Consider the following 11555-nt stretch of genomic DNA (forward strand, 5'->3'; position numbering starts at 1 on the left):
ACAAGAAAATGCCACACTGACTCTATGGTTGCGCCCTCATGCCTCTTTGCGGTATACATATTCCGTAGAAACCCGTAGAAAAGGAAATAAAATGCAAGTTCTTTCTGGAAAAGACGTGGCGATGTCTGTGTTGGAACACGTAAGAAAAGAAGCAGTGATATTTGGTGAGAAATATGGCAGGATGCCGTCCATTGCAGTCATCTTGGTCGGTGAAGACCCCGCCAGCCAGACCTATGTGGCAGCCAAGAAAAAATCCGCCCTTGAGCTTGGCTACGGACATAAGGACTACCATTTGTCCGTCCATGCCACACAGCAGGAACTCCTTGAGCTTGTCAGGGAACTGAATGCCGACGATGATGTCGATGGTATTTTGGTTCAGATGCCTCTGCCTCCACATATGGATGAGAATTGCGTCATCGATACAATCGATCCGGCGAAAGACGTTGACGGATTTCATCCGGTCAACGCGGGGAAAATACTTCTCGGCCGCTCATCCTTGGTCAGTTGCACCCCGAAAGGAGTCCTGAGAATCATGGATCATTACGGTATCCGGACTGCTGGAAAAGATGTCGTGATAATCGGTCGAAGTTCCATTGTCGGGAAACCCATGGCCGCGCTTCTGATGCAGAAAGGTCGTGACGCCACGGTAACTGTCTGTCATTCGTGTACGTTAGGACTCAAGGAACACGTGCGACGTGCGGACATCATCATAGCGGCAGTGGGTCATCCCCATATGATAACCGCTGACATGGTGAAATCGGAAGCTGTCGTCATTGACGTGGGTATCACCCGCGTCACCGACCTGACAAAGAAAAAAGGCTGGCGACTGGTCGGCGATGTCGATTATGACAATGTTGCGCCACGAACATCTGCCATCACGCCTGTGCCGGGAGGGGTAGGCCCCATGACCATAGCAATGCTGATGGAGAACACCCTGCAAGCCGCCCAAGAACGTAAAAGAGAACAAAAAGGAGAGAATGCGTGAGCGACCGCAGCAATCCACATCCCAAGACATACTGGATTGAGACATATGGCTGCCAGATGAACGTGGCGGAATCACATGAGTTGGAAACCATGCTCCAAGGAGTCGGTCTCCAACCGGCCAGCAGCGCGGAAAATGCCGACTGTGCTATTCTCAACACATGTTCAGTGCGCAAAACGGCGGAGAATCGAATCTGGGGACGTCTCGGACTGTTCCAGCATATCAAGCAGGAGAGGCTACAGACCTTGATAGTCACCGGATGCATGGCAGAGCGTCTCAAGGAAGAATTGATCAAGGAAGCACCCGCCATAGACCATGTGGTCGGAACCAATGACAAGCATAGGATTGTAGAGCTTCTCACTGGCGTCGCGTCCGGAACCTGCCTGCTTGACGGCGCACGTTATGAATTTGGTGAAACCTATCATAAGGATGGCGATTATTCTTCTTTCGTACCAATCATGAATGGCTGCAATCTGTTCTGTTCCTACTGCATAGTCCCTTTCGTCCGGGGAAGGGAAATATCTCGTAATCCGCAGGCGGTCATCAATGAAGTGCGACGCCTCGACTCTCTGGGAGTCAAGGAAATCACGCTTCTGGGGCAGACGGTCAATAATTATCGGTACAAGAAGGAAGATGGTACGTTCATGCGCTTTCCTGAGCTGTTGGAGCTCATCTGCGTGGAGCTCGACTCCATCCGATGGGTGCGCTTTGAGAGTCCTCATCCCCGTTTCTTTACACGTGAGCTGATTGATGTTATTGCCCGTAATCCACGCATCGCCCGACATCTGCACATTCCCATGCAAAGCGGGAGTTCTTCCATCCTCAAAGCAATGATGAGGGACTATTCCAGGGAAAAGTTCCTGACTTTGATTGCCGATATACGGGAAAAGATACCGGATGTGACATTCGCTACTGATGTGATGGTCGGTTTTCCCGGTGAAACGGAAGAAGATTATGAATTGACGCTTTCTGCGATGGATGAATGCCGCAACGTGGAAGCGTTCATGTATTACTGGAATCCTCGTGAAGGTACCAAAGCGGTCGATTTGCCCGACCATGTTCCAGAGACTGTCAAGCTTGCCAGGCTTCAGATCCTCATTGACCGGCAGCTTGCCCTCCAGAGTGTGGAAAAGACGGCACGTCTGGGAAAAGATGAGGATATCCTGGTGACCGGACATTCGCGGGATGACAAAGACGCGCTTCTTGGCAGGACGGAACACAATGGCATGGTCGTCTTCATTCCCTATGCTCCGCTTCATCCGGGGGATGTTGCCAGGGTTCGCCTTGATTCTTTGTCCGGCGGTACCTTCCGGGGTACTCATGTCTTGTAGGAGGCACGTATGGGAGAATTCACCGGAAAGAGAGTTGTCATCACAGGCGGTGCGCTGGGCATAGGCTTTGCGACGGCGGAAATCTTCGTCAAAGCCGGTGCCAGGGTAGCTATCCTGGAGATTGAGGAATCATATGCACAGGGGACGCTCTCCAGACTGGGGGGAGAAGCCGCTGATGTCCTGTTTCTTCCCTGCGATGTATCAGACGCTCTGGCGGTTGAAAAGAATCTTGCCGTACTCATGGAAAGGTTTTCCGGCATTGATATTCTTGTCAATGTAGCGGGATGGGAGTTGAACAAACCGTTCCTCGATACGACATGGGATGAATACCGGGCTGTGATGGACGAGAATGTCGGAGGAGCTTTCCTTGTCTCCCGCGAGGTTGCACGTCTCATGATTGGGAGCATACCTGCGGACAACACGAGTATGTGTGAAGCACACCGGAGGGGAGCCGAAGCTCAAGCGCAGCCTCCGGTGATGGTACGCAAGAGCGGAGGCGTCATCATCAACGTAGCAGGGGCATTATGTCGTGGCGGTCATGAGGGTTATGCGCTATATCAGGCATCCAAAGCCGCCCTCATTGCCCTGACACGTTCCATGGCTGCTGAACTGCTTCCCTATGGCATCAGGGTGAATTCCGTATCTCCGGGCTTTGTGTTGTCTCCCGGTCTGCGGGTCGGCTTGAGAGGGACGGGAAATGAAGAAAAGGCTTTACGGGAGTTCAAGGAAAAGCAACCTCTCAAGCGGTATGGCATGACGCAGGAGATTGCCCGTACCATCATGGCGGCATGTGGCGGTGACTTTGCTTTTGCATGGGGGAGTGATATTCTTGTGGATGGTGGCTATACGTTGGCATGAGAGCCTGAATCTGACCTGGGGAGGGCATATGGCATATAGCTCGGATATCCAGAAACTTGAGGAACTTATCGCTTCTTCCCATAGGATGGTGATTTTCACCGGAGCCGGTGTTTCTACGATGAGCGGAATCCCGGATTTCAGGGGAACCCATGGAGCTTATTCTGACGCATGGCACGGAATGGATGTGGAAGACATCCTGTCCATCGATTTTTTCAAACGCTCTCCGGAAATCTTCTACGCGTGGGCGCGTGATGTCTGGTACAGGCTGGATGAGTATGAACCCACCATTGTCCATCGTGTCGTAGCGGAACTTGAGGCAAAGGGATATATCAAGGATGTCTGGACGCAGAACATAGACATGCTCCACCAGAAGGCGGGTAGCAGGGTAGTCCATGAGATTCATGGAAGTCCTGCCCGTCATCATTGCATCCAGTGTAATGCCTTTCGCTCGTATGACGAGGTCGTTCCGGAGGTTCTGGCGGGTAAGGTTCCTCTTTGCAAGCGTTGCGGAGGGGTGGTGAAGCCTGACATCATTTTCTACGGCGAGAATTTGGATGCCCAGCAATTGATGATGGCACGGGAGGAGTTTTTCCATGTGGATCTGTGTGTCGTCATGGGTTCTTCCTTGGTAGTGCAGCCTGCGGCAAGTTTCCCTTTGCTTAGCTGTCGTGGTGGAGGAAAACTTGTCATCGTCAATGCGCAGCCGACTCCCTTGGATGCTTACGCGTTCTTGAGATTTCCCGATCTTGAGGCTGTATGTGCCGATATACAAGCGTGGTTATGGAAGTAGTTTGAATAAAGGCTGGCTGGTGTGATAGCAGGCGAAAATCCAAGAAATGATGCCGGCTTGCTTGACTTTCATTTTCATTTACGTTATAGATTATCCCTGCTTGCGTCTGTCGTATAACGGCTATTACCTCAGCCTTCCAAGCTGAAGACGTGGGTTCGACTCCCATCAGACGCTTCTCAAATTAAAGCATATAAAGTAAGACTTTATGAAACTCCTGTTCAAGCGACAGGAGTTTTTTGTATCTTCCTGATGGCTTGACATACATCAAAATCGGCATAAAAAGGCTCAACGCGGAAAGTTGTGGGATGGACGATAAAGTAGGCGAAGAGAAAAGCGGAAAGAAATAGAAAGAGGCTCAATTCCTAAGTCAACAAAAAGTTGAGTTTCTACGGAATAAATATTCAAAAATCTGCAAAATACAACCCAAAATAACCAATAGAATTATCTCAACCAACATTCTTCTTTGAAGTGATAATAGATATAACTTATTACATGAAAAGAAAAAAGTTAAAATTATAAGAAAATTGTTGAGATGATATCCAATATGCAATATATTGCATATTAGTAAATTTAAGGAGGCAATATTTTGGATGAAATGAATGTACTAAAAAAAGAAAAGATTGGTGTCGGTGGTTATCTTTGGCTACTGTTCGCAATCACGGCATTCTCTGGGATTTTCAGGAACGCTGAAGGACTTCTTCACGTATTGGACTATAATACGTGGCTTGGAGCCTTCGGCAAGATTACTGAAGACGCAGCCGCCGGCATCATGGGAAGGGGAGGCTCTGGTGTAAACAATGGGTTCTTTCAAGCCCTATCAATTGCACCTGGAGTATTTCTTGGCGTAGCTTTCATGACAACAGTAGAGCATTACAAGGGGCTTGCCGCTGCACAAGTTCTTTTGTCGCCGCTTTTGAAACCTGTGCTTGGGGTCAATGGCGGAGGAGGGCTTGCCTTGGTATCGAACCTTCAAAGCTCTGACACAAGTGCCGCACTTTGTATGACTGCTTATCAGTCCGGAATTCTTACATCCCGTGAAAGAGATATTCTCATGACCACCTTATACATCGGAGCCGCACTCATTGGACGTTTCTTTAGTAATGGACTTGTTTTGTTTCCCTATTTGACCTGTTCGACCGGAGTAATCCTCGTTGTTGTAATAGTCATGAAATTCCTTGCTGGAAATCTTATGAGATTGTACTTGACGTTAACGGATAACAGAGCATCGAAAAAAGCCGAAGCGGCACATTAAGAAGGAGGAATATTATGGCAATTAATAACATACAAACAACACCGGTTGATGTCCCGGTTAAGAAGGAAAGCTTTGTTGATGTCTTTATCAACGGAGCAAAGAAGGGTGTGGGCGTTTGGTTGAATGCTCTTTTGCCTGGAGTCGTGTTTGGATATGCGTTGACACAGATTCTTCAAGTTTCCGGTCTTCTTGGCTTACTTAGCAAAGTGTTTGGTCCTATCATGGGCATCTTCGGACTTCCTGGTGAAGCTATTGGACCTTACTTGACTTCATTTTTTACTCTGGCTGGAGGCTGTGCTTCCGCAGCTGCTTTGGCTGCCAACGGTATCCTGACGGGCACTCAAGCAACTATCATCCTCCCGATGCTGATTTGTATCGGATCGGACATCCAATTCTTTGGTAGAATGCTTGCTGTAGCAGATGTTCCAGGAAAACAATATAAAGTCAACTTTGTGATAAGTATTATCTGTTCTATCGTTGCTGGTTTTATAATGAGATTTATCGCTTAGGGGGAGGGAGGAGAGATGGATAATTCCGTGTTGCTTGAAAAAGCTGAAAACCTGATTAAGAAATGGTTCTCGGAAAATGAAACTAGAATTACATATTTAAGCGATACAATCTGGAATATTGCTGAGGTGAAGTTTACAGAATTTGAATCCATGAAAGTCCTTGTTTCCCAATTTGAGAAAGAAGAATTTTTGGTAAAGACTGCTGTTATTGAAGGACTGCCGACTTCATTCATTGCTGAATGGAAAAATGGAGAAGGCCCTGTTATTGCTTTTATCGGTGAATATGATGCTCTTCCCGGATTAGGGAATGAAATGTGTACAGAAAAAAAGCCAACAGGTAAGAATGGGCATGGCTGTGGACATAATCTCCTTGGCGTTGGAAGTATGGCAGCCGCAATCTCCGCATCTCATGTTATGAAAGAATTGGGGATAAGTGGAACATTAAAGTACTTTGGGTGTCCTGCCGAAGAAGGTGGTGCCGCAAAAGTATTTATGGTTCGTGATGGAATTTTCAATGAGATTGATGCAATTGTACGCTGGCATCCGAACAGCGCAACCTTTGTAAGTGTTTCTTCATCTATGGCAATGATGTCGATCAGATATCGTTTCCACGGAAAAACGTCCCACGCTGGTACTGCTCCACATCTTGGGCGGAGTGCTTTGGATGCTGCAATACTCATGGATGTCGGTGCGAATTATCTCCGTGAACATGTGATAACGGATGTAAGAATTCATTCAGTGATTTCAGATGGTGGACGGGCGCCGAATATTGTTCCTGATTATGCGGAGATTTGGTATTACATTCGGGCTCCACATATGGCAGACGTTCATACAGTAGCTGCACGAATGGAAAAGATTGCCAAGGGAGCTGCTCTCATGACGGAGACGGAGTGTGAAATTGTTGTTGTTTCAGGATCTTCTGATACGCTGCCCAACAAGGTTCTTTGTAAAGAGATGTTGAAAAACTTAAAGCGTATGGGTGGTCCTAAATTCACAGACGAAGATAGGAAATTTGCCACAGCCATCAATGAATCTGTTTCCATATCAGATCGAATCAATAATTTGAAGACATGCGGCGTATTTGATTCCAAGTATCAGAACTTGGATCTGTATGAAGATATTTCAGAAAATCTTCAAGAAGGAGTTGTATCACCTTATTCTACGGATTCAGGAGATGTTAGTTGGCAAGCGCCTATGTGCCAAGTCTTTACTTCTGCTCAAAGCATTGGCAGCGCTAACCATTCTTGGCAACAGGTGGTTTGTTCAGGAAATCATATTGGACATGCGGGAATGATATGTGCTGGCGAAACAATCAGTATTACTGCAATTGATATTTTGACTAATCCAGAATTATTAAAGGAAGCAAAAAAAGAATTCAACGAAGAAATTTCATTGAGGCCATATGTTAATCCTCTTCCAAAGAATTTAAAACCGGGAGTTGTCTAGAAAGTCAAAAAAGGAGCCTTACAGTGTCACCGAGAATGGAAACATTAGAACTTGCAGATAGTTTGATAATGTGGCTTTTCTGTATATTAATTATTAGTGTGATAGTAATTCAAGTCATTGTTTTTTATCTGCTTGGAAAAAGATACTCATCAAAATTTGGGGTTTCCCCAACAGAAATGCGTAAGGCATTGAAATCTGGAGCAATTACAGCGATTGGACCGGCTATGAGCAGATTCATAGTCGGTTTGGGACTCATTGCCAGTCTTGGTGCCCCGTTGGTTTTAGCTCATGCGAATGTTGCAGGCAATACTCAATACGAAGTATCTTCTTCACAACTTGCGGCCAATGTATTTAATACTGCCTTGACCGCAGATAATTTTTCTCCACAAGTATTTACCAATGTGGTGTGGGTGCTAAGCCTTGGTTGTATCTGCATGATGATCTTACCCTTGATTGCAGTGAAACCTTTGACGGTGCTACGTGATAGGGCAATCAACAAAACAAGCGTAGGAATGATAATTGGGATAAGTGCTTCAATTGCTTCATTTGCTTACATGAGTTTTGGCTATGCCGCAGGAGGTAAACCGACAAATTTAACTGCGGTGCTCATTGGCTTTTTTGTCATGTCAGCCGTTTGCGTTTTCTCAAAAAAGGATAAGTTCAAAACATTGAAGGACTGGGGTTATGTTATTTCATTAATGACAGCGTTTGTCGTAGTCACAGTTGCTTTTTAGGAGCAGAAAATGGAAATTGAAAGAAGAGATTATTATGGTCACGTTCATTTCCTTGGCCGGCTCTCGATTTGCTTGGAAATGATTTTTTTAGTTGGTATCGCATTATATTTGAGTTTTGTAAAAGGATATCATCCTGGCTGGGATAAAATTTCCATTGCTTTCTTAGGTGTAGCTGCAATGGTTGGACATGTATGGTTCAACATTACAGACTACATTACGTATGTTTTGGTCATGGGACCCGCCGCTACTTATTTGTCCTCAATAACGGGCGATATAAAGAATATGCGACTTCCTTCTGCGATGGCAGCTGTTTCCTCCGTTGATGAAGAAGCGAAAGAAGGAAAACGGGATATTCTTGCTACTTGTGGAGTTCTGGTATCCGTAATCTTGAATCTCATTCTTTCAATAATACTGGTGATTTTTGGCTCCTTAATTTTAAAATGGGTTCCTCAAGAATTAAAGGCTGGTCTGGATGCTTTTGTCCCGGCTCTTTTTGGAGCTGTATTCGCTCAATTAGCCGCATCGAACTGGCGTATCGCCGCAATAGCTTTACCCATTTGCGTTGCTATTTATTATGTTCCTTTCGTCCCCGATATGATAAAGACTTTAGTAGCGATTCTTTTGACAGTTTTCTTACATGTTTTGCTGTATAAACTGAAAAGGAATGAAGCAATAAACGAAGAAAAAGAATCAAATTAATAATTATGATGTGAAGGAATGTGGGACTTTTATGCGAGAAATCTCGGAAGCAGCGTAGAATATCAGGTGGACTCCCGCACGATCAGCTCCGGTCTGAGGAGTACCTGGGGTTTTCTGGCCTTGGGATCGTTCGCCCGGATGTGGTCAATGAGGAACTGCACCAGCATCCCGCCAATCTCGTAGGTGGGCTGCCTTATGGTGGTGAGCGGGGGACGGTAGAACGGCGCCATGGTGTTGTCATCGAAACCGGTGACAGCCAGATCACGTCCTATCTTCAGCTTGCGGTTCTTGGCGGCGTTGATGATGCCGAAGGCTATCATGTCGTTGAAGCCCACGATCGCCGTAGGAGGGTTGTCCAAGTCCAGCAGCGCCATCGTCTGCTCATAACCGTCCTTCTGGTCGAAAAATCCTTCCCTGACCAGATCGGGAGCCAACTTTATGCCCTGCTCCTCAAGACCTTTGACCAAGCCTCTGAGACGGATATGGGAATACATGACAGATGATGGCGGACAGATGCAGGCGATGCGGCGGTGACCTTTGGCCGCCAGGTGACAGGCGATCAGTCCCATCGCGTATTCGCCGTCCTCGTCGATGTAAATGTAGTCGCTGATGTTCTCCACCTGGCCGAAAGTGGCAAACGGCATGCCGATGCCATGCAGGTAGTTCACCCGCGGATCATCGCGCAGCGTCCTGTAGATGATGAAACCGTCGACCCGGCGCCCTTCGACGAGCTTGCGATAAGTCGCAACCTGATTTTCCTCGGAGATATAGGTGACCAGCAGGTCATACCCGTACTCGGTGGCCTTCTCGCCGATACCGGCCAGGAACTCGCTGAAGAACGGCTCCGCATGACCGCGCGAAGTGGAAGGAACCACGATACCGATAGTGTCGGTGGACTGCTTCTGCAACCGCTGTGCGTAGACGTTGGGTACGTAGCCCATACGCTTGGATGTTTCCCTGATCTGGCTGGCGGTCTCGGCATTGACATCGGAGCAGCCGGATAGCGCGCGCGACACCGTGGTAACCGACCGGTTTACTGCCTGCGCGATGTCCTTCAATGTGACCATCTGTTGCCTCTTTGACCCATCATAAACGTTTTCATTTTATTGGCAAAGCGTTTTTCAGCCTTTTATCGCTCCCATCATGATGCCTTTCTCGAAATATTTCATGATAAACGGGTACGCGATGACCATCGGCAGGCTCGCGATCACGATGGTGGCGTACTTGATCCGTTCTATCTCGAAGAAACGGGTGGACAGCACTGTGTCGCTAGTAGCCATGTCCGCAGACTGGGCACTCTGCAAGATATCGCGCAGGATCACTTGCAGAGGGTACATCACCTTGCGCGAGAAATACATGATTGGTCCGAGGTAGGCGTTCCAATGCCCCACCGTGTAGAACATCGCGATGATGACCAGGATTGTCGTCGAAAGCGGCAGCACGATGCGCAGGAGAAACTTCGTGTTGGAGCAGCCATCGATGAGCGCCGCGTCTTGCAGCTCCTGCGGGATATTGTGCTGAAAATAGGTGCGCGTGATGATCAGGTTGTAGGTACTGATTACTCCCGGCACGATGATCGCCCACATGCGGTTCATCATCCCCAGGCTGCGCACCACAAGGAACAGCGGGATTATGCCCCCTGAGAAGAACATCGTGAAGGTGATCAGCTTCATCAACAGGCTTCGACCCACCAGGTCGCGCCTGGACAGGGGGTAGGCGGCCAGCACCGTCATGATCACGTTCAGCAGAGTCCCGATTACCGTGTAGCGCAGGGAGTTGGCAAAGCTGCGCACAATGTCCTGGTTCTGGAATACCTTGCGGTAGGATTCGAAGCTGAAACCGACCGGCAGCAGTTTCACCTGGCCACGCACAATCGCCACGGGATCGCTGACCGAATTGCTCAGAACGAGCACCAGGGGATACAGCATCGCGACGCAGATGATCGCCAAAGTGACGTGGATGAAAAACATCAGGAAAGTGTCGCTGTTCACATACAGGTTCTTTCTCATGACTTTCTCCCTTACCACAAAGACGAGCCGCTGAGGCGCTTTGAGGTGTGGTTCGCCACCAGCAGCAGGATGAAGTTTATCACGTTGTTGAACAGGTCGATCGCCGCCGCGTAGCTAAAATCTCCGTCCCGGATGCCCGTCCGGTAGACATAGACCGGAATCACGTCGCTGGAGGAGATGTTCAGGTCGTTTTGCATCAGCAGTACCTTGTCCACTCCCAGATCCATGATCCCCCCGATTTTCAGGATCAGCATGATCATGATTGTCGGGGCGATGCAGGGCAGGGTGATGCGCCAGATTTGCTGATACTTGCTGGCTCCATCTACCTGCGCCGCCTCATACCACACCGGATCGATGCCAGCCAGCGCTCCCAGGTAAACCAGAGAGCTCCAGCCCATGTTCTGCCAGATGCCCGAACCGATATAGACCGTCTTGAACCAGGAGGAGACTTCCATGAAACGGATCGGCTTCCCTCCAAAACTCTCGATTATAGCATTGATGACGCCGTACTCCGGATTGGTCACCGTCGAGACCAGCGCCACGATCACCACCGTGGAAAGGAAGTGCGGTATGTAAGTGAGATTGAGCACTGTAGACTTGAACCATCTCCTGCGCACCTCGTTGACGATGATTGCGAAGAAGATCGGCAAAGGGAACTGGAACAGCAGCTGGTAGACGTTGATCAGCACCGTGTTGAGGATCATCCGTCGGAAACGGAAAGATGAGAAGAAGCGGGTGAAGTTGTCCCAGCCGACAGTTGGGCTGGCAGTGAATCCCAACCCGGGATTGTAATCCTTGAAGGCGATTTGGATGCCGTACATCGGGATGTACTTGAAGATCACGTAGAACGCAATCACCGGTAGGAGCATCAGGTAGAGATCATAGTTGCGGAGGATCAGCTTCACCTTCGGGTTCCTGCGCAATCTGTCAAATGTATGCATAGTT

12 protein-coding genes and 1 tRNA gene are annotated in these 11555 nt (G+C 48.3%); 10 read left to right on the plus strand and 3 right to left on the minus strand.

From position 1 onward, the window contains the following. Positions 1–91 precede the first annotated feature (91 nt). The 10 genes from SPICO_RS02435 (at position 92) to SPICO_RS02480 (ending at position 8601) form a co-directional block, all read left to right on the plus strand. Positions 92–985 (plus strand): bifunctional 5,10-methylenetetrahydrofolate dehydrogenase/5,10-methenyltetrahydrofolate cyclohydrolase, encoded by an 894-nt coding sequence (locus SPICO_RS02435; protein WP_013739107.1) that lies wholly within the window; start codon positions 92–94, stop codon positions 983–985. After that, positions 982–2313: a tRNA (N6-isopentenyl adenosine(37)-C2)-methylthiotransferase MiaB gene (gene miaB / locus SPICO_RS02440; protein ID WP_013739108.1), complete on the plus strand. Its 1332-nt coding sequence runs from the start codon at positions 982–984 to the stop codon at positions 2311–2313. Before SPICO_RS02435 ends, miaB begins: the two co-directional genes overlap by 4 nt. 9 nt (positions 2314–2322) lie before the next feature. After that, the gene (locus tag SPICO_RS02445) at positions 2323–3171 is read left to right on the plus strand and encodes an SDR family NAD(P)-dependent oxidoreductase (protein ID WP_013739109.1); all 849 of its coding nucleotides are present in this window, start codon (positions 2323–2325) and stop codon (positions 3169–3171) included. Positions 3172–3199: 28 nt separating this feature from the next. Next, entirely contained in the window at positions 3200–3961 is a 762-nt protein-coding gene (locus tag SPICO_RS02450) for a Sir2 family NAD-dependent protein deacetylase (RefSeq protein ID WP_013739110.1), read from the plus strand. Positions 3962–4063: 102 nt separating this feature from the next. Continuing rightward, positions 4064–4135 (plus strand) — tRNA-Gly (locus tag SPICO_RS02455). Between the two features lie 412 nt (positions 4136–4547). Continuing rightward, entirely contained in the window at positions 4548–5213 is a 666-nt protein-coding gene (locus tag SPICO_RS02460) for a hypothetical protein (RefSeq protein ID WP_013739111.1), read from the plus strand. A 14-nt stretch (positions 5214–5227) separates the two neighbouring features. Continuing rightward, complete coding sequence (locus SPICO_RS02465) at positions 5228–5722, plus strand: nucleoside recognition domain-containing protein (RefSeq protein ID WP_013739112.1); 495 nt, start codon at positions 5228–5230, stop codon at positions 5720–5722. Positions 5723–5737: 15 nt separating this feature from the next. Further along, a complete protein-coding gene (locus tag SPICO_RS02470) occupies positions 5738–7168 on the plus strand; it encodes an amidohydrolase (RefSeq protein ID WP_013739113.1) in 1431 nt (476 codons plus the stop codon). Positions 7169–7191: 23 nt separating this feature from the next. Continuing rightward, a complete protein-coding gene (locus SPICO_RS02475) occupies positions 7192–7902 on the plus strand; it encodes a DUF5058 family protein (RefSeq protein ID WP_013739114.1) in 711 nt (236 codons plus the stop codon). A 9-nt stretch (positions 7903–7911) separates the two neighbouring features. After that, positions 7912–8601 carry a hypothetical protein gene (locus SPICO_RS02480; protein ID WP_013739115.1) on the plus strand — a complete coding sequence of 230 codons (690 nt, stop codon included), beginning with the start codon at positions 7912–7914 and terminating at the stop codon, positions 8599–8601. Positions 8602–8663: 62 nt separating this feature from the next. Here SPICO_RS02480 and SPICO_RS02485 read toward each other — a convergent pair whose 3' ends face one another. From SPICO_RS02485 to SPICO_RS02495, 3 genes are read right to left on the minus strand one after another with little or no spacing between them, the layout of a single operon-like run. Next, complete coding sequence (locus tag SPICO_RS02485; RefSeq protein WP_013739116.1) at positions 8664–9668, minus strand: LacI family DNA-binding transcriptional regulator; 1005 nt, start codon at positions 9666–9668, stop codon at positions 8664–8666. 54 nt (positions 9669–9722) lie between these two features. Continuing rightward, the gene (locus SPICO_RS02490) at positions 9723–10610 is read right to left on the minus strand and encodes a carbohydrate ABC transporter permease (protein WP_013739117.1); all 888 of its coding nucleotides are present in this window, start codon (positions 10608–10610) and stop codon (positions 9723–9725) included. Positions 10611–10621: 11 nt separating this feature from the next. Further along, on the minus strand, positions 10622–11551 hold the full coding sequence (locus SPICO_RS02495; protein ID WP_013739118.1) for an ABC transporter permease: 930 nt from the start codon (positions 11549–11551) through the stop codon (positions 10622–10624). Between the last annotated feature and the right edge of the window lie 4 nt (positions 11552–11555).

Origin of the sequence: Parasphaerochaeta coccoides DSM 17374, from assembly GCF_000208385.1 — a bacterium.
GTDB classification, from domain to species: domain Bacteria; phylum Spirochaetota; class Spirochaetia; order Sphaerochaetales; family Sphaerochaetaceae; genus Parasphaerochaeta; species Parasphaerochaeta coccoides.